Origin of the sequence: Ideonella flava, assembly GCF_051857595.1 — a bacterium.
Taxonomy (GTDB): Bacteria; Pseudomonadota; Gammaproteobacteria; order Burkholderiales; family Burkholderiaceae_C; genus Ideonella.
Window position 1 is genome coordinate 1 of sequence record NZ_JBPZHD010000014.1, and the last position, 18586, is coordinate 18586.

16 protein-coding genes are annotated in these 18586 nt (G+C 69.8%); 10 read left to right on the forward strand and 6 right to left on the reverse strand.

What is annotated here, in order from left to right; genetic code table 11:
- Positions 1–144: 144 nt before the first annotated feature.
- Positions 145–399 (reverse strand): acyl-CoA-binding protein, encoded by a 255-nt coding sequence (locus tag ACS5PM_RS26785; protein ID WP_439390923.1) that lies wholly within the window; start codon positions 397–399, stop codon positions 145–147.
- A 97-nt stretch (positions 400–496) separates the two neighbouring features.
- Here ACS5PM_RS26785 and ACS5PM_RS26790 point away from each other — a divergent pair, with 97 nt between their 5' ends.
- From ACS5PM_RS26790 to ACS5PM_RS26810, 5 genes are all read left to right on the forward strand, one after another.
- Entirely contained in the window at positions 497–1936 is a 1440-nt protein-coding gene (locus ACS5PM_RS26790) for a wax ester/triacylglycerol synthase family O-acyltransferase (protein WP_439390924.1), read from the forward strand.
- A 28-nt stretch (positions 1937–1964) separates the two neighbouring features.
- Entirely contained in the window at positions 1965–2612 is a 648-nt protein-coding gene (locus tag ACS5PM_RS26795; RefSeq protein ID WP_439390925.1) for a response regulator, read from the forward strand.
- Positions 2605–4614 carry a sensor histidine kinase gene (locus tag ACS5PM_RS26800; protein ID WP_439390927.1) on the forward strand — a complete coding sequence of 670 codons (2010 nt, stop codon included), beginning with the start codon at positions 2605–2607 and terminating at the stop codon, positions 4612–4614. Before ACS5PM_RS26795 ends, ACS5PM_RS26800 begins: the two co-directional genes overlap by 8 nt.
- A gap of 20 nt (positions 4615–4634) precedes the next feature.
- The gene (gene lpxC, locus ACS5PM_RS26805) at positions 4635–5570 is read left to right on the forward strand and encodes a UDP-3-O-acyl-N-acetylglucosamine deacetylase (protein WP_439390928.1); all 936 of its coding nucleotides are present in this window, start codon (positions 4635–4637) and stop codon (positions 5568–5570) included.
- A 111-nt stretch (positions 5571–5681) separates the two neighbouring features.
- Positions 5682–5867, forward strand: a complete 186-nt coding sequence (locus ACS5PM_RS26810) for a hypothetical protein (RefSeq protein WP_439390929.1) — start codon at positions 5682–5684, stop codon at positions 5865–5867.
- Here ACS5PM_RS26810 and ACS5PM_RS26815 read toward each other — a convergent pair.
- On the reverse strand, positions 5794–6474 hold the full coding sequence (locus ACS5PM_RS26815) for a TetR family transcriptional regulator (protein ID WP_439390930.1): 681 nt from the start codon (positions 6472–6474) through the stop codon (positions 5794–5796). The two genes, ACS5PM_RS26810 and ACS5PM_RS26815, sit on opposite strands and share 74 nt — an antisense overlap.
- 347 nt (positions 6475–6821) lie before the next feature.
- On the opposite strand from ACS5PM_RS26815, the gene ACS5PM_RS26820 reads away from it, so the two are divergent.
- Genes ACS5PM_RS26820 through ACS5PM_RS26835 form a run of 4 tightly spaced genes read left to right on the forward strand, consistent with a single transcriptional unit; the run spans position 6822 to position 14444 of the window.
- Complete coding sequence (locus ACS5PM_RS26820; RefSeq protein ID WP_439390932.1) at positions 6822–8102, forward strand: efflux RND transporter periplasmic adaptor subunit; 1281 nt, start codon at positions 6822–6824, stop codon at positions 8100–8102.
- Positions 8099–11278: an efflux RND transporter permease subunit gene (locus tag ACS5PM_RS26825; protein WP_439390933.1), complete on the forward strand. Its 3180-nt coding sequence runs from the start codon at positions 8099–8101 to the stop codon at positions 11276–11278. Before ACS5PM_RS26820 ends, ACS5PM_RS26825 begins: the two co-directional genes overlap by 4 nt.
- Positions 11278–12696 carry an efflux transporter outer membrane subunit gene (locus tag ACS5PM_RS26830; protein WP_439390935.1) on the forward strand — a complete coding sequence of 473 codons (1419 nt, stop codon included), beginning with the start codon at positions 11278–11280 and terminating at the stop codon, positions 12694–12696. Before ACS5PM_RS26825 ends, ACS5PM_RS26830 begins: the two co-directional genes overlap by 1 nt.
- Before the next feature lie 35 nt (positions 12697–12731).
- Entirely contained in the window at positions 12732–14444 is a 1713-nt protein-coding gene (locus ACS5PM_RS26835) for a glycosyltransferase family 39 protein (RefSeq protein ID WP_439390937.1), read from the forward strand.
- A gap of 10 nt (positions 14445–14454) precedes the next feature.
- Here ACS5PM_RS26835 and ACS5PM_RS26840 read toward each other — a convergent pair whose 3' ends face one another.
- Genes ACS5PM_RS26840 through ACS5PM_RS26855 form a run of 4 tightly spaced genes read right to left on the reverse strand, consistent with a single transcriptional unit; the run spans position 14455 to position 17363 of the window.
- Entirely contained in the window at positions 14455–15159 is a 705-nt protein-coding gene (locus ACS5PM_RS26840) for a dienelactone hydrolase family protein (RefSeq protein ID WP_439390939.1), read from the reverse strand.
- A gap of 38 nt (positions 15160–15197) precedes the next feature.
- On the reverse strand, positions 15198–15755 hold the full coding sequence (ruvC, locus tag ACS5PM_RS26845; RefSeq protein WP_439390941.1) for a crossover junction endodeoxyribonuclease RuvC: 558 nt from the start codon (positions 15753–15755) through the stop codon (positions 15198–15200).
- The gene (locus ACS5PM_RS26850; protein ID WP_439390942.1) at positions 15752–16726 is read right to left on the reverse strand and encodes a phosphatidate cytidylyltransferase; all 975 of its coding nucleotides are present in this window, start codon (positions 16724–16726) and stop codon (positions 15752–15754) included. The genes ruvC and ACS5PM_RS26850 overlap by 4 nt, the downstream gene beginning before the upstream one ends.
- Positions 16727–16739: 13 nt before the next feature.
- A complete protein-coding gene (locus ACS5PM_RS26855; protein ID WP_439390943.1) occupies positions 16740–17363 on the reverse strand; it encodes a lysophospholipid acyltransferase family protein in 624 nt (207 codons plus the stop codon).
- 189 nt (positions 17364–17552) lie between these two features.
- Here ACS5PM_RS26855 and glk point away from each other — a divergent pair, with 189 nt between their 5' ends.
- Positions 17553–18536, forward strand: a complete 984-nt coding sequence (gene glk, locus ACS5PM_RS26860; RefSeq protein WP_439390944.1) for a glucokinase — start codon at positions 17553–17555, stop codon at positions 18534–18536.
- Positions 18537–18586 lie beyond the last annotated feature (50 nt).

An 18586-nucleotide genomic window follows, 5' to 3' on the forward strand; every position in this document is an offset into this window, starting at 1 on the left:
TTGCGTCGCGTTCATTGCCGACCTCCTTCACGCTAGATGGAAGACCACGGAACGCCCGTTTTAGACCAACGGGCATACCGATGCAGGCGGTCCTCCCCCATAGCATCTCGGGGGGCAGGCCCCTGGCAAGGGGCCGTGGGGGCCCTATTTCAATGATTCGATGAGATCGATGTAGCCCTGCATGGCTTCATCGGCCGACTGGCCCTTGATCTCGTTCCAGGCGTCCCACTTGGCGCGTCCGACCATGTCGGTGAAGCCGGGGCGCTTGCCTTCCACGTCGCCGGCCGTGGCCTGCTTGTACAGGGCGTAGATCTTGAGCAGCGTCATGTTGTCGGGCTTTTCCGGCAACTGTTTGCTGTCAGCGACGGCGGTCTCGAATCGGGCCTTGAGGTCTGCCATGGCGCACACTCCGCTGGGTAAAGTCTGATTGACGGGCGGCATGTTACCCAGCATCGTCAACGCCCGACAAAGCCTGAATCTAGAGGGAGCCACCCACATGCCCGACCTCGCTTCCGTCACGTCCGAGCGCATGTCGAGGGTCGACACCGCCTGGCTGCGGATGGACACCGATGCCAACCTGATGATGATCATCGGGGTGTGGCTGGTCGAGCCGTCGATGACACTCGATGACCTGCGCCGCCGGGTCGAAGGCAGCCTGCTGCTGTACGACCGCTTCCGCCAGAAGGTGGTCGAGGACGCCATGGGTGCCAACTGGGTGGAGGACGGCAGTTTCGACATCACGGACCACGTCGTCGCCGAGGAGCTCGACGTGCCGCCGGGCCAGGCTCCGCTGGAGGCGCTGAAGGCCCGCGTTGGCGAGCTGGCCGCCACCCCGCTCGATGCCGGCCGTCCGCTGTGGGAGCTGCGCCTGGTCGAGACCATGGAGGCGGGTCGCAGCGCCATCATCACCCGGGTCCACCACTGCATCGGCGATGGCATCGCGCTGATCTCGGTGATGCTGTCGATCACCGACGGAGGCAAGCCGCCGCCGGCGCGCAAGCCCCGCTCCAATGGCGAAGACACGGAGACCGACTGGTTCACCGAGTCGCTGCTCAAGCCTGTCACGGACCTGACCATCAAGGCCATCGGCCTGACGGGCGAGGGCATGGCGAAGTCGGTTGAGCTGATGGCCAACCCGGTGCAGCCCCTGGCCGGTGGCATGGACGTGGCTCGCGTCGGCTACCAGGTGCTCAGCGATGCCGCGGCCATGGCGCTGATGGCCGACGATTCGCCCACGCGTCTCAAGGGCCGCGCGACGCCCGGCAAGCGCGTCGCGTGGGGCGAGCCGCTGCCGCTGGCCGAGGTCAAGGTGGTGGCCCAGGCCTTCGGCGCGTCCATCAACGACGTCCTGCTGACGTGCGTGGCCGGTGCCATCGGCGATTACCTCCGCGCCCACGGGGACGATCCCGAAGGCAAGGAGATCCGCGCCATGGTGCCGGTGAACCTGCGCCCGCTGGACCAGGCCTGGAAGCTCGGCAACCGCTTCGGCCTCGTGCCGCTGGTGCTGCCGGTAGGCATCGCCAACCCGATCGAGCGCCTGGGCGCGGTGCGCGCGCGCATGAATGAACTGAAGGGCGGCTACCAGCCGGTGATGGCTTTCGCGATGCTGGCGGTGGCCGGCCTGCTGATCAAGCCCATGCAGTCGGCCCTGCTGAACCTGTTCGCCAAGAAGGCCACGGCCGTGATGACGAACGTGCCCGGTCCGCCCGAGCCGTTGAAGTTCTGCGGGCGCACCGTCAAGCAGGTGATGTTCTGGGTGCCGCAAAGCGGCGACATCGGCGTGGGCGTGAGCATCCTGAGCTACGCCGGCGGGGTGCAGTTCGGCCTCATCACCGACAGCCTGCTGTGCCCCGACCCGGACGACATCGTCCGGCGCTTCCAGCCCGAGTTCGAGCAGTTGCTGTACCTCGCGCTCATGCTGCCCTGGGACGCCTGAAAGATCCGGTCGGGGAGGCCGCGACACCATGGAAACCGTCTCCGTGCTGATCGTGGAGGACGACGAGCGCTTCCGCGCCGCCTTTGCCGCCGTGATAGGCGCGGCGCCCGACTTGCGCCTGGTCGGCACCGCGGCCGACCTTCCACAGGGGCTGCTGCTGCTGCGCGAGCTCAAGCCCGACGTGGTGCTGGTCGACCTGGGCCTGCCCAGCGGCAGCGGCATAGAGCTGATCCGCTACGCCCACGTCCACCAGCCGGCCACCGACGTGATGGTGGTCAGCGTCTTCGGCGACGAGCCGCACGTGATGGCCTCGCTGGAGGCGGGCGCCACCGGCTACCTGCTGAAGGACACCCATCCGGCGGACCTGGCCGAGCAGATCCGGACCTTGCACGCCGGCGGCAGCCCCATCAGCCCGGTGATCGCCCGCCAGCTGCTGCTGCGACTGGCCCCCGAGCCGGCGCCTTCGCCGGACGCTGACGCGCTGCTGTCGCCGCAGGAGCGGCAGGTGCTGACCTATTCCGCCAAGGGTTTCAGCTTCGAGGAGATCGCCCGCATGCTGGGTGTTTCTCGCCACACCGTGATGACCTACGTGAAACGCAGCTACCGCAAGCTGCAGGTGCACTCGAAGACCGAGGCCATCTACGAGGCCCGAAAGCTCGGGTTGGTGCGTGACTGACCTGGGCGTCGATGGCCGGCCTGCGGGATCCCCCGGCGGGCGGGCCGAGCGGGCCAGGCAACTGCGGGCGAGGGCGGGCTGGGCCCTGGTCGTGCTGGCCGTCCTGGCCGCCGCCCTGGGCCTGCTGGCCCGGTCCAGCCTGTCCCTGGATCGCCAGGCCAGTGCAGCGCACTACTACGACAAGGCGCTGCTGCATTCGCGGCCCTTCAACCCCAGCCTGCTGCAAGAGGACGGCCGGCCCCGGCCACAGGTCGACGCGCCGGAGCCCGACGATGCCGCGGCCTGGCATGGCGTCGCCCTGCCACTGCACGAGGCTCCGCGGCCGGATCTGCCCGCCATGGCCGCGCCGCTGCCGCTGAAGGTGTGGTGGTACCGAGTCGACTACGTCGTGCCGCCCGGCGTCGAAGGCGCGCTGGCGCTGTACGTGCCCCGCATCACCGGCGGAGCGGTGCAGGTGATAGAGCACGACGGCTCGCAGTGGAAGCTGAAATGGGACGGCTCCGAACGCTGGCGCGAGCAGTGGAACCGGCCCGTGTTCGTCGACCTGGGGGCGGCGCCGCCTGCGGGCGCCACCTTGCGCCTCGCCGTGGGCCTGGTGCGTTACGACACGGGCCAGCACCGCGTCTCGCGCATCGCTGTCGGCCCGCGCGAGATCCTCGCGAGCAGGGACAGCTGGCGCCGCGCGTTGCAGCTGACCGTGCCCGAGGTGGGTTCGCTCACCTTCCTCGCGCTGGGCCTGTTCGCGCTGCTGTACTGGCTGCGACGAAGGCACGAGCAGGCCTACCTGCTGTTCTTCTTCAGCTCGGTGGTGTGGACCCTGCGCAGCCTGCACTACGTCATCGACATGCCGGCGGATCCGGTGGCCTACCGCTGGTTCTGGTGGGCCACCAACGCCTCGCTGTCGTGGGTGATGATGCTGATCTACCTGTTCGCCTTCCGCTTCGACGCGCGCAGCTACCCGCGGGTCGAGCGGGCGCTGGTCGTGTTCGTGGTGGCGATGTCGCTGCTGACCATGCCGGTGCCGGGTTCGTTGCTGTCTTCGCTGGTGCAGCAGCACTTGGTCAACGCGATCGTGGCCCTGGTCGTCACCGGTTGGCTGACGGTGGTGGCCTGGCGCGGCGGCGCGATCGAGTTCCGCGTCATCGTGGCCGTGCTTTGGTTGTCCGAGCTGCTGGGGGCGCACGACCTGCTGTTGATCGCGGGATTGGTGTCGGTCGAATCCGTCTACGTGCTGCCGTTCGCCATCGTGCTGGTGCTGCTGTCTTTTCTCTTTGCCGTGCAGCAACGCTACGCGGCGGCGATGGAGCAGGTCGAGAGGGTCAACGCCGGGCTGGAGGAGCGACTCGCCGCGCGCGAGGCGGAGTTGCGCGTCAAGCACGAGCGCCTGCGCGAGGTGGAGCGGGACCAGGCCCTGCTGATCGAGCGACAGCGCCTGATGCGCGACATGCACGACGGCCTCGGCTCGACGCTGATGTCATCGCTGGTGCTGGCCGAGCAGGGCATGCTGCAGCAGGATGCCCTGGCCGCCCTGCTGCGCGAGTGCGTCGACGACCTCAGGCTGGTGATCGATTCGCTGGAGCCCATCGAGCACGACCTGGTCACGTTGCTGGCCTCGTTGCGACACCGCCTCGGGCGCCGGCTCGAGGCCGCCGGGCTCGCCATGCGCTGGGAGGTCGACGATCTGCCGCCGTTGCCCTGGCTGAACCCGCCCGATGCGTTGCAGATCCTGCGCATCTTCCAGGAGGTGCTGACGAACGTGCTCAAGCACGCCGGCGCCCGCACGGTGCGCATCGCCACCGGCCACGACGCCGAGCAGGTGCAGGTGCTGATCGAGGACGACGGGCGGGGCTTCCAGGCCGCTGCGGCCGAGAGCGGACGCGGGCTGCGTCACCTCGTGCAACGCGCTGCCCGGCTGGGCGGGCGGCTGACGATCGACAGCTCGCCGGGACGGGGCACGTGCGTCCGGCTTGACCTGCCTTTACAACGCGGCGAAAGGCCCTGAGGGACAATGCGCGTTGCCCCATGCTGAAGCAACGCACCCTCAAATCCATCACCCGCGCCGTCGGCGTCGGGTTGCACAGCGGCCAGAAGGTCGAGCTCACCCTGCGCCCGGCGGCGCCGAACACCGGCATCGTCTTCCGCCGCGTCGACTTGCCCGCGCCGGTCGACATCCCGGTGCGCTTCGATTCGGTGAGCGAAACCCGCATGGCCTCCACCATCTCGCCCGGCGGCCAGCCCGGCGGCCCCAAGGTGCAGACCATCGAGCATTTGATGTCGGCCTGCGCGGGCCTGGGGCTGGACAACCTGTACGTCGACATCACGGCCGATGAAGTGCCCATCCTCGACGGCTCGTCGGCCAGCTTCGTCTTCCTGCTGCAAAGCGCCGGCATCGAACTGCAGAACGCACCCAAGCGCTTCCTCAAGGTCAAGAAGACGGTGGAGGTGCGCGAGGGCGAGGGTGAAAGGCTGCTGTGGGCGCGGCTGGAGCCCTACCACGGCTTCAAGCTGACCTTCCAGATCGACTTCAACCACCCGGCGGTCGATGCCACCGGGCAGGAGGTCACCTTCGACATGGGTTCTGGCCGCTACAAGCAGGAGATCGCCCGCGCCCGCACCTTCGGCTTCACCCGCGACGTCGAGGCCATGCGATCACGCGGCCTGACGCTGGGCGGCAGCATGGACAACGCGATCGTGATCGACGACTACCGCGTGCTCAACAGCGACGGCCTGCGCTACGACGACGAGATCGCCAAGCACAAGATCCTCGATGCGATCGGCGACCTCTACATCGCGGGCGCCCCATTGCTCGCCGCCTACACCTCTTATCGCGGCGGCCACGCGCTGAACAACAAGCTGCTGCGCCAGTTGCTGGCCGACGGCAGCGCCTACGAGTACGTGAGCTTCGAGGACGAGGCGACCGCGCCGGCGGGCTTCGCCGAGCTGGCGCCGGCGTGGTGATCCAGCCCCCTGCGTCGCCTGCGGCGCCGATCCCCCCGAGGGGGAGCGATCGCCTTGGGGCGGCCCTGCGGCGATCCCTCACGCCGTCGGCTCGATCGCAAACCTGACCAGATGATGATCTTCCGCCTGCTTTTCGGCCTGCTGCTGCTGGCCGGCCTGATGTGTCTGGCCACCTACGTCGCCACCCGCAATCCGGTCTGGCGCCGGCGCGGGCTGGTGATCGTCAAATGGACCGTACTGGCGGGGATCGGTGCGCTGGCGGTGCTGGTGCTGGAACGGCTCGCGCTGCTACTGTAGTGCGCAGGCCGTCGAGGTAGGCCTTCACGGCGGCCTCGCCGCACCCGACCAGATCGAAGCCGCCGGGCTGCAGCGTCCAGTGGTGCATCAGGCCGTCCACGAGCGCGTACAGGCCCAGCGCGGCGGTGCCGAGCGACAGGCCATCGCGCAACAAGCCGGCGCTCTCGGCGCGGGAGAGCACTTCGGACAGCTCCTGCTGGAACTCGGTGATGCCCTCGATGTATCGCGCCTGCACCGCGGCGAGCTCGTCGGTGTATTCGGTCTGGTGCATGGCGATTCGGAAGGCGCGTTGCACCTGTTCGTTCTCCGCCAGGGCCCGTAGCGGCCGCATGGCCTTGGCCGCAAGCTGGGCCAGGGGATCGCCGCAGCCGGCCTCGTCACAGCCATCGGCTGCCTCGCAGGGCAGGCAGGCCCGCTCCATCATCGCGTTGAACAAGGCCGCCTTGTCGGCGAAGTGCCAGTAGATGGCGCCGCGTGTCACGCCGGCCGCGGTGGCCACGTCCTGCAGGCGCGTGTGGGCCACGCCCCGGGCCAGGAACTCGCGTTCCGCGGCGTCGAGGATCTGGTGGCGGGTGGCCTCCGCTTCGGCTTTGGTACGGCGGACCATGTCAGGCAGGCGCAGTCATTGGGTGAGAAGTGATCCGGATGGTAGGGCCGCCGGGACTTATAAAAACCCCAAGCGGGCAGCGGTGCACTGATCCACGGCAAATTTCCCGCCGCTGGGTCGATCGACCACCGCGGCGACTACTCGAATGCCGCCCTGCTGACACGACGTTGGCAGCAGGGGTGTGGCAACATACATACGCGATTGTATGTATACTTCGCCGCCTTCACAGCTCCGCGGGCTTTGCATCAGGCCCGACTGAGCGCGGCCTTCCCCTGTCACCAGGCCCCCAGCGCCGCCCGACCTTGTTGTCGAAGGTCGCCGTCCTTGTTCGTCGCCCCAGGATCTCCATGAACCCTGTCGCCATGCCTGTTCCTCTTTCTGCGCTGCGGCGCTCGCTGGGCCTGGCGGCCCTGTCCCTCCTGTCGGCGGCCGCGCTCGTGGCTTGCGGCCGAGGCGGCGCCAACGCGCCAGGCGGTCCTGGCGGCGGCATGCCGCCTGCGCAGGTGGGCGTGGTGACCGTGCAACCGTCGACCGTGACGATCGCTACCGAACTGCCGGGCCGGCTGGAGGCCTGGCGCATCGCGCAGGTGCGGGCCCGCGTGACTGGCGTGGTGAAGAAGCGCCTGTTCGAAGAGGGCAGCCTCGTCAAGGCCGGCCAAAGCCTGTTCCAGGTCGATGATTCAGCCTACCGCGCCGCGCTGGACAGCGCCGTCGCCACCCAGGCCAAGGCCGAGGCGGGGCTGGCCCAGGCCCAGGCCCTGCTGGAGCGCAACCGGCCGCTGGCCGAGGCGCGCGCGATCAGCCAGCAGGATTGGGTCGCGACCCAGGCGGCACAGAAGCAGGCGGTGGCCGACGTGGCCGCCGCCAAAGCGGCCGTCGCGCAGGCCCGGCTGAACGTGGAGTACGCCAAGGTCGAGGCACCCATTGCCGGCCGGATCGGCCGCGCGCAGGTCACCGAGGGCGCCCTGGTCAGCCAGGCCGAGGCGACGCTGCTGGCCACCGTCCAGCAGACCGACAAGCTCTACGTCAACATCACCCAGTCGGCGACCGAGGCCCTGCGCCTGAAGCGCGCCTTCGAGACCGGCAAGCTGCAGTCCGCCACCGGCGCCCGGGCCCGCCTCGTGATGGAGGACGGCACCGAATACGCGCAGCCTGCCAGGCTGCTCTTCTCCGACCTGAGCGTCGACCCGACGAGCGGGCAGGTGACGGTCCGTGCCGAGGTGCCCAACCCCAAGGGCGATCTGCTGCCCGGGCTGTACGTGAAGGTCAAGGTCGACCAGGCCCAGACGAGCGGCGCGATCCTGCTGCCGCAGCAGGCCGTCACCCGCGGCGCCAGCGGCGACACGGTGATGGTGGTCGGAGCCGACAACCAGGTGGCGCCGCGGCCGGTGCAGCTGGGCGGCACGCAGGGCAGCCAGTGGGTCGTGCTGAACGGTCTGAAGGCCGGCGAACAGGTGGTGGTCGACGGCTTCCAGAAGATCCGCCCGAAGGCGCCGGTGCAGCCGGTGCCGTGGACACCACCGGCCAGCGCAGCCGCCAGCGTGCCGGCTGGCGCCGCACCGGCGGCGTCGGGCGCGGCGGCCAGCCTCGGCGGCCAGCCGCTGAAGCCGGGAGTCGCCACGCCATGAACTCCCGCTTCTTCATCGACCGGCCCATCTTCGCGTGGGTCATCGCGCTGTTCATCGTCGTCATCGGGGCGGCGGCGATCACGCGCCTGCCGGTGGCGCAGTACCCCAGCGTCGCGCCACCGGCCATCGTCATCACCACCGCCTACCCGGGCGCTTCGGCCAAGGTGCTCGAGGACTCGGTGCTCTCCGTCATCGAGCAGGAGCTCAACGGCGCGCCGGGCCTGATCTACATGGAATCCAGCGCCGATGCCACCGGCGCCGGCACGATCACCGTCACCTTCGAGCCGGGCACGGATGTCTCGATCGCCCAGATCGAGGTGCAGAACCGCCTCTCGCGCGCCGCGCCGAGGCTGCCGGCGGTCGTCACGCAGCAGGGCGTGCGCATCGACAAGGCGCGCTCGAACTTCCTCCTGTTCGTGATGCTGTCGTCCAAGAACCCGGCCTACGACCCGGTGGCGCTGGGCGACTACGCGGCACGCAACATCGTGCCCGAGCTGCTGCGCGTGCCGGGCGTCGGCCAGGCCGTGCTGTTCGGTACCGAGCGCGCCATGCGGGTATGGGTGGACCCGGCCAAGCTGGTGGGCTACGGCCTGTCGACGGCCGACGTCAACAGCGCCATCCGCGCGCAGAACCTGCAGGTCTCGGCCGGCACCATCGGCGGCCTGCCGGCGGCGCAGGGCCAGACGATGTACGCCACCATCAACGTGAACGGCCAGCTGGGCACGGTGGAGCAGTTCGGCAACATCCTGCTGCGCACCAACACCGATGGTTCTTCGGTGCGCCTGAAGGACGTTGCGCGGCTCGAGCTCGGGGGCCAGGCGTATGTCAGCTCGGCGCGCCTGAATGGCGTGACCGCCAACGGCATCGGCGTGCAGCTCGCGCCCGCCGGCAACGCGCTGGCCACGGCCGATGCGATCAAGAAGCGCATGGGCGAGCTGCAGCAGTACATGCCCGAGGGCGTGGGCTACGACGTCCCCTACGACAGCTCCAAGTTCGTCCGCATCTCGATCGAGGAGGTCGTCAAGACGCTGGTCGAGGCGATCGCGCTGGTGTTCGTGGTGATGCTGGTGTTCCTGCAGAACATCCGCTACACGCTGATCCCGACCATCGTGGTGCCGGTGGCGCTGACCGGCACCTTCGCGGTCATGCTCGCGCTCGGCTTCTCGATCAACGTGCTGACGTTGTTCGGCATGGTGCTGGCCATCGGCATCCTGGTCGACGACGCGATCGTGGTCGTCGAGAACGTCGAGCGGATCATGTCCGAGGAGGGCCTGTCGCCCCGCGAGGCCACCAAGAAGGCGATGGGCCAGATCACGGGTGCCATCGTCGGCATCACGGTGGTGCTGGTGTCGGTGTTCGTGCCGATGGCGTTCTTCAGCGGCTCGGTGGGCAACATCTACCGCCAGTTCTCGCTGTCGATGGCGTCCTCGATGCTGTTCTCGGCCTTCATGGCGCTTTCGCTCACGCCCGCGCTGTGCGCCACGCTGCTCAAGCCCGTGCCGGCGGATCACCACGAAAAGAAGGGCTTCTTCGGCTGGTTCAACCGCGGCTTCAAGCGCACAGCCAAGGGCTACGAATCGGTGGTCGCGCGCATCCTGCCGCGGGCCGCGTGGTTCCTCGCGCTTTACGCGGCGATCATCGGCGCGGTCGTGCTGATGTACAACCGCCTGCCGACCTCCTTCCTGCCCAACGAGGACCAGGGCTACCTGATCGTCAACGTGCAGCTGCCGCCGGGCGCCTCGCAGACCCGCACCGAGGCGGTGATGCAGCAGGTCGAGAGCTTCTTCCTCAAGCAGCCCGAAGTCGACAAGGTCGTTGGCGTGCTCGGCTTCTCGTTCAGCGGCTCCGGCCAGAACGCCGGCCTGGCCTTCGTGCCGCTCAAGCCCTGGGACGAGCGCAAGGGCAAGGAGCACAGCGCGCAGACGCTGGCGGGCAAGGCCTTCGGCGCGCTGATGGGCATCCGCGATGCCTTCATCTTCCCGCTCTCGCCGCCGCCCATCCCCGAGCTCGGCACCGCGACCGGCTTCAACTTCCGCCTGCAGGATCGCGGAGGCAATGGCCACGCGGCGCTGGTGGCCGCGCGCAACCAGCTGCTGGGCATGGCTTCGCAGAGCAAGCTGCTGCAGGGCGTTCGACCCGACGGGCTGGAGGACGCACCCCAGCTGCAGCTCGACGTCGACCGTGAACGGGCGGCAGCGCTGGGCGTGGGCTTCGATGCCATCGGCTCGGTGCTGGCCACTTCGCTCGGCTCGACCTACGTCAACGACTTCCCGAACGCCGGCCGCCTGCAGCGGGTGATCGTGCAGGCCGAGGCCGCGGCGCGCATGCAGCCGGAGGACATCCTCAAGCTGTACGTGCCCAACGGCAAGGGCCAGCAGGTGCCGTTCTCGGCCTTCGCCACCACGCGATGGGTCGAGGGGCCGCTGCAGACCGTGCGCTACAACGGCTATCCGGCGATGAAGCTCGCCGGCGACGCGGCGCCCGGCATCTCCACCGGCGAGGCCATGGCCGAGATGGAGAAGCTCGCGTCCCAGCTGCCGCCCGGCTTCGGCTACGAGTGGACCGGCCAGTCGAGAGAGGAAAAGATCTCGGGCGCCCAGGCCACCATCCTGCTGGCTTTCTCGATGCTCGCGGTGTTCCTGTGCCTGTCGGCGCTTTACGAGAGCTGGAGCATCCCGGTGGCGGTGCTGATGGTCGTGCCGCTGGGCGTGGTCGGCTCGCTGGCCGGCGTGTGGCTGCGTGACATGCCGAACGACGTCTACTTCAAGGTCGGGCTGATCACCATCATCGGCCTGTCGGCGAAGAACGCGATCCTGATCATCGAGTTCGCCAAGGACCTGCAGGCCGAGGGCAAGAGCCTGCTGCTGGCGACGCTGGAGGCCTGCCACCTGCGCTTCCGGCCGATCCTGATGACCTCGTTCGCCTTCATCCTGGGCGTGCTGCCGCTGGCCACCGCGACCGGCGCGGGCTCGGCCAGCCAGCGGGCCATCGGCACCGGGGTGATGGGCGGCATGCTGACCGCCACGGCCCTGGCGGTGCTGCTGGTGCCGGTGTTCTTCGTCGTCATCCGGCGCCTGTTCCCGGGTGGCCACGAGACACACCATGCGACGGCCATCTCCTCGGGCGCGCTGTCGGCCGACGAGGAAGAGCTGAAGAAGAAGCTGGAGGGCCACTGATGAGCCGCCTTGCCTTGAACACCCGTGCCCTGGCGGCGGGCCCGCTGCTGTCCGTGGCGCTGCTGGCCGGCTGCATGAACCTGGCCCCCGACTACCAGCGCCCGGCGCTGCCGGTGCCGGCCCAGCTGCCGGCCGGTGCGGCGGCCAGTGACGCTGCCTTGCCGGGCGTCAACGAGCTGCTGCGCGACGAGCGCCTGCGAACGCTCGTCACCCAGGCCCTGCAGAACAACCGCGACCTGCGCGTCGCGCTGCTCAACGTGGAGCGTGCCCGCGCGGCCTTGCGCCTGACCGATGCGGACCGCTGGCCCACCGTGCAGGCGGCCTTCGCGGCCAACCGCGCGCCCAGCGTCGTGAGCGGCGAAGAGACCACCACCCTGCAGGCCGGCCTGCAGGTCAGCAGCTACGAGGTCGACCTGTTCGGCCGCGTGCGCAGCCTGAGCGATGCGGCGTCGGCCAACGTCCTGGCCACCGAGGCCGCCGCGCGGGCCGCCCGCCTGGCGCTGGTCACGCAGGTGGCTGCGACCTGGTTCACCTTGGCGGCCGACCAGGAACAGCTGGCCCTGGCGAAACAGACGCTGGCCAGCCGCGAGCAGACGCTGAAGCTCACGGAGCTGCGGGTGCAGGTCGGCGCGGCGTCCGACATCGAGCTCCACGGCACCCGCGGCCTGCTGGCGCAGTCGCGCGCCAGCGTGGCCCAGTTCGAGCGCCAGTCGGCCCAGGATGCCAATGCCTTGGCGCTGCTGGTGGGCGAGCCGCAAGGCCAGGGCGCTGCGGCGCAGGGGCAGCGCTTCCATCCGGCCGGCTCTCTCGATCCCGAGGCGCTGGCCGGGGTGCCGGCCGGGGCGTCGTCCGACCTGTTGCTGCGGCGCCCGGACGTGATCCAGGCCGAGCAGGCGCTGATCGGGGCCAACGCCAACATCGGCGCGGCCCGGGCGGCGTTCTTCCCGCGCATTCTGCTCAGCGGCAGCGCGGGCGTGGTGAGCGACACCTTGTCAGGCCTGGTCAACTCCGGCACCTTCGCCTGGACGCTTGGCGCCAACGCGGCGATGGCCATCTTCGACGCCGGCCGCAACCAGGCGAATCTCGAAAGCGCGAAGCTCGGTCGCGACATCGCGGTCGCCCAGTACGAGAAGGCGATCCAGACCGCGTTCCGCGAGGCGGCCGACGCGCTGGTTGCCCAGGCCACCTGGCGGGACCAGGCCGTGGCGCAGCAGCAACTGCAGGCCGGCGAACGCGAGCGTTTGCGCCTGACGCGCTTGCGCTACGAGTCGGGCGCCGCCAATCTCATCGAGTTGCTGGACAGCGAGCGTTCGCTGGCCGCTGCCGACCAGGCCCTGGTCCTGGCGCGGCTGGGCGAACTGCTCAACCGCCTGGCCCTGTACAAGGCGCTCGGCGGGGAGGAACGCGCCCTGCCGTGAGACGGTGACCGGCGCGAAAAAGAAGGAAGACATGCATGAAACCCGGCACGCGTTGCGAAACGTCCCGCAGTTGGAGGCCCGACCGGCCTGAGCGGTCGGCCCGGCCGAGCCTCGGCTGGGAGGCCTCGAGCGCCGGTCGTGCTCTGGCCCTGCTGCTGCTCGGGCTCACGGTCTGGCGCGCCTGGACGGTGGTGCATGTCGGTGCCGGCCTGCACGTGGACGAGGCGCAGTACTGGGCCTGGTCGCAGGCGCTCGATTGGGGCTACTACTCCAAGCCGCCGATGATCGCCGGGATCATCGCCCTGTCGACCGCCCTGCTGGGGGACGGCCTGCTGGGCGTGAAGGCGCTGGCCATGCTGTGCTATCCGCTGACGGCCTGGGTCCTGTACCGCTGGGTGGGCGAGGTGGCCGCCGACGTGGCCGCCGAGCCGGACGCCCGCGCGGAGCGCGCCGGGTGGCTGGCCGCGCTGCTGTTCATCGCCTCGCCCGTGGCGGGCCTGCTGGGCCTGGCGGCGACGACCGACGCGCCGCTGCTGCTGATGTGGTCCCTGGCCGCGCGTTCGCTTTGGCGGGCCTGGCGCGACGGCCGCCGGATCGACTGGCTGATGCTGGGGCTGTGGGGTGGGCTGGGCCTGATGTCCAAGTACACGATGGCGGCCTTCGCCATCTCGGCGCTTGGCGTGCTGTTGACCGTGCCTCGCAGGCGCTCCGGCGGCCTCGGCCTGCCGCGCGGCCTGGCGCTGTCGGCGCTGGTGGCCTTCCTCTGCATCCTGCCCAACCTGGCGTGGAACGCGGCCCACGGCTGGCCCACGCTGCGCCACACGGCCGAGATCACCGTCGGGGCCCAATCGGAGCCCTTGCTGCAGACCGTGGGCGGCTATCTCGGTGGGCTGCTGCTGCTGGTCGGTCCGGTCGTCGTGCCCTGGATGCTGCTGTGGGCCTGGCGCGCACGCGGCGACGCCCCCTTGACGGCGAACTCCCACGAAGACGATGGCCAGCCCACCCGGCGAGAAGCCGCGTGGATGGCCGCCTGGCTGGCCGGTCCGCTGGCCGCCATCGGAGCCGCGCAGGCGCTGCATGCCCAGGCCGAGCTGAACTGGGCGGCGCCGGTGCTGATCGGCACGATCCTCGGCCTGGTGCTGTGGCTGCGGCCCGAGCGCCGGGCACGCCACCTGGGCGGCTGGTATGCCGCGCTGGCAGCCCAGGCGGTCTTGATCGGCGCCTTGACCCTGGCCGGCGACCTCGCCCACTGGCTGCACCACCCTCTGCCGCGGCAGCTGGATGTCTGGGCCCGCATGCGCGGCTGGGACCAGGCCTTCGACCTGCTGAAGCCGGCGGTGCGCGAGCACTGGGCCAAGACCGGCGTGAACGGTGCTGACCTGGCGGCGCCGCTGGTCCTCGGCGAAGACCGCGCGGTGCTGGCCAACGGTGCCTATGCCTGGCGCGAGCTGGCGCCACAGTGGACGGCCTGGCGCGCCCCCGGCGAGCTGCCGCACGACCACTTCCAGCTCAGCGTGCCGCTGCGGCCCTCTGCGCAACCGCAGCCCATCCTGATCGTCGGTGCCGGTCGGCCGGAGGCCTCGCTGCTGGCCGCGCTGGCGCGCCCGCCGCGGCGCGTGGCGGTGGCCGACGTCGAGCAGACGCCCGGCCGGCGCCTTCACCTCGAGTTGTGGGAGGCCGAACTGGCGCCGCAATCGCCGGACATGGCGCAGGCCGAGCGCCCGCCGGCGGCCACCCGGGTGCGCTGAGCAGCCAAGCTCAGAACAGCGTGGCGAGAAACGCCAGGGTGCGCCCGTGCGCCAGGGCGGCGCTGGCGGGGTGATAGCCGGCTCGCGCCCAGCAGTTGAATCCGTGGCCCGCGCCGGGGTAGACGTGGACCTCGGCGTCCGTGTCGGCCATCGCCTGTCGCACCGCTTCGACGGCCGTGGGCGGGATGTGCGCGTCCAGCTCGCCGTAGTGGAACTGGACCGGGCAGCGAATCTGCTCGGCCAGGGCCAGCTGATCCTGGATGCCGCCGCCGTAGTAGGCCACTGCCGCGTCGATGCCGAGCGACGCCGCCGCATTGAACGCCAGCCGCCCGCCCAGGCAGTAGCCCAGTGCGCCCGTGCGGCCGCTGTGTTCCGGGCGGGCCCGCAGCGTGGACAGCGAGGCCTTCAGATCGCGCCAGGTCTGCTCCGGCGCCAGCGCGTTTTTCAAGGCATTGGCCCGCTCGCGGTCGGCCCCTTCGTAGCCGAGTGCGATGCGGTGGCCCTGGCGCCAGAACAGGTCTGGCGCGAGCACGACGAAACCGTCGAGCGCGTACTGATCCGCCACGCCCCGGATGTGCTCGTTGATGCCGAAGATCTCCTGCAGCAGCAGCAGGCCCGGGCCTCGTCCGGCAGGCGGCCGGGCCAGGTAGGCATCGAAGCGCCCGTCGGGGCCGTCGACGTCTATCCACTGCGAGGTCACTGGCGAGTGCGACATGGTGCTGTCCCTTCCCGAAAAGCCCGGCCGCGGGCCGGTCAGTACGTCCGGCCCTTGCGGAACTGCGCATGGGTGCGGCGGTTCAGCGAGGTGACCTGCGCCATCGCCGCGAACGATCCGCCCGCGTGCGCGTGGGTGATCGCCAGCCCCAGCGCATCGGCCGCGTCCTTGCCGGGCAGGCCGGGCAGGTTGAGCAGGCGCATCACCATCTCCTGGATCTGGGACTTGGCGGCATGCCCGTGGCCGACGACCGACTTCTTCATCTGCAGGGCGGTGTATTCGGCCACCGGCAGGCCGGCGGTGACCAGCGCCGTGAGCGCCGCGCCGCGCGCCTGGCCCAGCAGCAGCGTGCTCTGCGGGTTGACGTTGACGAACACGATCTCGACCGAGGCGTCGCTGGGCTGGTAGCGCTCGGCCACCTCGCGCACGCCATCGAAGATGATCTTCAAGCGCGATGGCAGGTCGCCCTGGACGACGCCCGCGCCGGTGGTGCGGATGGTGCCGCTGGCCACGTAGTGCAGCCGGCTGCCTTCGCGCTCGATGACGCCGAAGCCGGTGCATTGAAGCCCCGGGTCGATGCCGAGGACCCGAGTCATAGCTTGAAGTACCACCGCACCGAATGGAAGAACACCGGGGCTGCGAAGGCCAGAGGCGCGACGCGGTCCAGCAGGCCGACCGCGCCCGTCACGGCGGCCTGGTTGCCCCAGTAGGCCACGCCCACGTCCTTCTTCAGCGCCTTCATCACGAACTCGCCCAGCGTGCCTGCGCCGCCGGCCAGCAGGCCCATGGCCAGGGCCTGCGCGATCTTGAAAGGCGTGATCCAGAAGAGCAGGGCGCCAGCGACGCCGGCGGCGGTCGCGCTCAGGGCCCAGGCCCGAGCCGAGAACGAGCGGCTGATCTGGCGCGCCAGCGGACGGTGCCGCAGCCAGCGGCTCGCCGTCTCCTGCACGACCTGTGCGACGACCGCGACGATGACGAGGAAGAACACGAGGAAGGCGCCGCGCCCGCTCGGCTCGCCGGGAAAGCTCAGCAGCAGCAGCGCCGGCGCGTGGGACAGACCGTAGACGCAGACCATGATCCCCCACTGGATGCTGGCGTTGCGCTCCAGGAAACGCTCCGGGTCGCCGGCCAGCGCGCCCAGCACGGGGATGGCGAAGAAGACGTAGACGGGGATGAAGACGCTGAAGAGGTCGAAGTTCCGGTTGCCCACGAGCACGTACTGCAGGGGCAGCACGATGAAGAAGGCGGCGATGAGGCTGCGGTGGTCCGCCCGCCGGGTCGGGCTGAGCGTGATGAACTCGCGCAGGGCCAGGAAGGAGACGATGCCGAACAGCAGCGTCGCACCCACCGGCCCCGAGACCCAGGCCAGCCAGAACAGGACCGCTCCTACCCACATGGCGCGCAGGTCTCGCTGGAAGCGATCGTGGCGACGCACCCATTCGGGCGGGCGATCCTGCAGGTTCAGCAGCAGGTCGCCCACGCTGACGGCCAGCAGCACGCCGAAGACGATCACGAAAAGCAGCGCGACCTGCTGCTCCGCATCGAGGTGGCGCAAGGTGTTCAGCATGGCGCGCCCATGTTCACAGCACCAATGGCCGCAGTGCGACCACCGCGGCGCGCGCCCGTTCCAGGAAGCTGCGCTTGTCCTCTTCCGGCCCGAGCGAGAGCGGCGCACCGAAGGTCACGGTGCACAGGATGGGCACCGGCACGACCTCGCCCTTGGGCATCACCCGCTGCACGTTGTCTATCCAGGCCGGCACCAGCTGCACCTGCGGGAACTGGCGGGCGAGGTGGAATAGGCCGCTTTTGAATGCTTGCGGCTCGCCACCGTGGCTGCGCGTGCCTTCGGGAAAGATCACCAGCGAGTCACCGGCCGCCAGGGCCTGCACCAGGGGCTCCAGCGGGTCGTCGTTCTCATCCGTGCGTTGCCGGTTCACGTAGACCGCGTTGAAGACTTCGCGCGTCAGCCAGTGCTTGAAGGGGGAGGCGGTCCAATAGTCCCGCGCGGCGATCGGCCGGGTGTGGGCCCGAAGCTCGCCGGGCAGGGCGGCCCAGATCAGCACCCAATCGAGGTGGCTTTGGTGGTTGGCGAAGTAGATCCGCTGCAGGGCTTCCGGCGGGCAGCCCTTCCAGTGGCCTTGGGCACCGGTGATCAGGCGCGCGATGAAGGCCAGCAGGCGACCCACGAGATCGGCTCGCGTCATGGCCGGGCATGTTAGCTGCTTTGCCTCGGCACCAGCCGCCCCAGCGGCCGCTGTACTTGCACTACGTCCATGGGTGGCGTACGAGGTAGGCTGGCGCCGATTTCTTGCCGAATGGCTGTAGTTTTGCTACCTTACGATGTTCCGGGGCGGTTGGAAATCGCCTTGCAGTCTTCTGATGACCGTGACTCCGTGACTTCGACCTATCCCCGCCTGGTGGCCGACATCGGTGGCAGCAATGCCCGTTTCGGCTGGATCGACGGCCCGGGTGCCTCGCCCGCGCATGTGCGCAAGCTGGCCGTGCCCGACTACCCCACCCCGGCCGATGCGGCGCAAACCTACCTGGAAGGCTTGAGAGAGGCACTTGGCAGCGGCTACTGTCCCCCGCGTTACGCCGCGATCGCCGTCGCGACGGCCGTCGTCGGAGACCAGGTGGCCTTCACCAACAGTCATTGGAGCTTCTCGCGCCAGGCGCTGCGGGAGGCGCTCTCGCTGCAGGGCCTTCAGGTGCTCAACGACTTCGAGGCGCTGGCGCTGTCCCTGCCCCGCCTGGCGCCCGGGCAACTGAGGGCGCACGGCGCGACGCCGGTCCCGCAGGGTGCCATGGCGGTGATCGGTCCGGGGACGGGCTTGGGCGTCGCCGGGGTGGTGCAGACAGCGCATGGCTGGGTGGCGCTGCCCGGCGAGGGTGGCCACAGCACGCTCGCTCCAGGCGACGACTTCGAATCCGAGCTGCTTCAGGTGGTGCGTGCCGAGTACGGTCACGTATCGGCCGAGCGGTTGCTGTCCGGCATCGGACTGCCCGTCCTTCACCGGGCCGTCGTCCAGGTGCTGGGAAGCGCGGTGGAAAAGCCCTGGACCGCCGAGCGCATCCTGGAGCAAGGCCTGGCCGGACAGGACGAAGCCAGCCGACGCTGCCTGGACACCTTCTGTTCGCTGCTGGGCAGCTTTGCCGGCAGCGTGGCGCTGATCTTCGGCGCGCGCGGTGGCGTGTACATCGGTGGCGGCATCGTGCCCCGCATGGAAGAGCACTTCTTCGCCTCCCGCTTCCGCGAACGCTTCGAAGCCAAGGGGCGTCTGCGCGGCTATCTGGAGGCCATTCCGACGGCCTTGATCACCGACACGCTGGTCGCCCTGACCGGCTCCGCCGCCGCAATCGACCAGCAGGTCGGCTGAAGCCCGGCTGGTCTTTCGGCACGCCCCAACCTGAGCGGTTAGCCCCCACA

Coding starts and splice junctions, on each gene's coding strand:
- ACS5PM_RS26785 (WP_439390923.1), bottom strand. CDS start 399: ATGGCAGACCTCAAGGCCCGATTCGAGACCGCCGTCGCTGACAGCAAA.
- ACS5PM_RS26790 (WP_439390924.1), top strand. CDS start 497: ATGCCCGACCTCGCTTCCGTCACGTCCGAGCGCATGTCGAGGGTCGAC.
- ACS5PM_RS26795 (WP_439390925.1), top strand. CDS start 1,965: ATGGAAACCGTCTCCGTGCTGATCGTGGAGGACGACGAGCGCTTCCGC.
- lpxC (WP_439390928.1), top strand. CDS start 4,635: ATGCTGAAGCAACGCACCCTCAAATCCATCACCCGCGCCGTCGGCGTC.
- ACS5PM_RS26810 (WP_439390929.1), top strand. CDS start 5,682: ATGATGATCTTCCGCCTGCTTTTCGGCCTGCTGCTGCTGGCCGGCCTG.
- ACS5PM_RS26815 (WP_439390930.1), bottom strand. CDS start 6,474: ATGGTCCGCCGTACCAAAGCCGAAGCGGAGGCCACCCGCCACCAGATC.
- ACS5PM_RS26820 (WP_439390932.1), top strand. CDS start 6,822: ATGAACCCTGTCGCCATGCCTGTTCCTCTTTCTGCGCTGCGGCGCTCG.
- ACS5PM_RS26825 (WP_439390933.1), top strand. CDS start 8,099: ATGAACTCCCGCTTCTTCATCGACCGGCCCATCTTCGCGTGGGTCATC.
- ACS5PM_RS26830 (WP_439390935.1), top strand. CDS start 11,278: ATGAGCCGCCTTGCCTTGAACACCCGTGCCCTGGCGGCGGGCCCGCTG.
- ACS5PM_RS26835 (WP_439390937.1), top strand. CDS start 12,732: ATGAAACCCGGCACGCGTTGCGAAACGTCCCGCAGTTGGAGGCCCGAC.
- ACS5PM_RS26840 (WP_439390939.1), bottom strand. CDS start 15,159: ATGTCGCACTCGCCAGTGACCTCGCAGTGGATAGACGTCGACGGCCCC.
- ruvC (WP_439390941.1), bottom strand. CDS start 15,755: ATGACTCGGGTCCTCGGCATCGACCCGGGGCTTCAATGCACCGGCTTC.
- ACS5PM_RS26850 (WP_439390942.1), bottom strand. CDS start 16,726: ATGCTGAACACCTTGCGCCACCTCGATGCGGAGCAGCAGGTCGCGCTG.
- ACS5PM_RS26855 (WP_439390943.1), bottom strand. CDS start 17,363: ATGACGCGAGCCGATCTCGTGGGTCGCCTGCTGGCCTTCATCGCGCGC.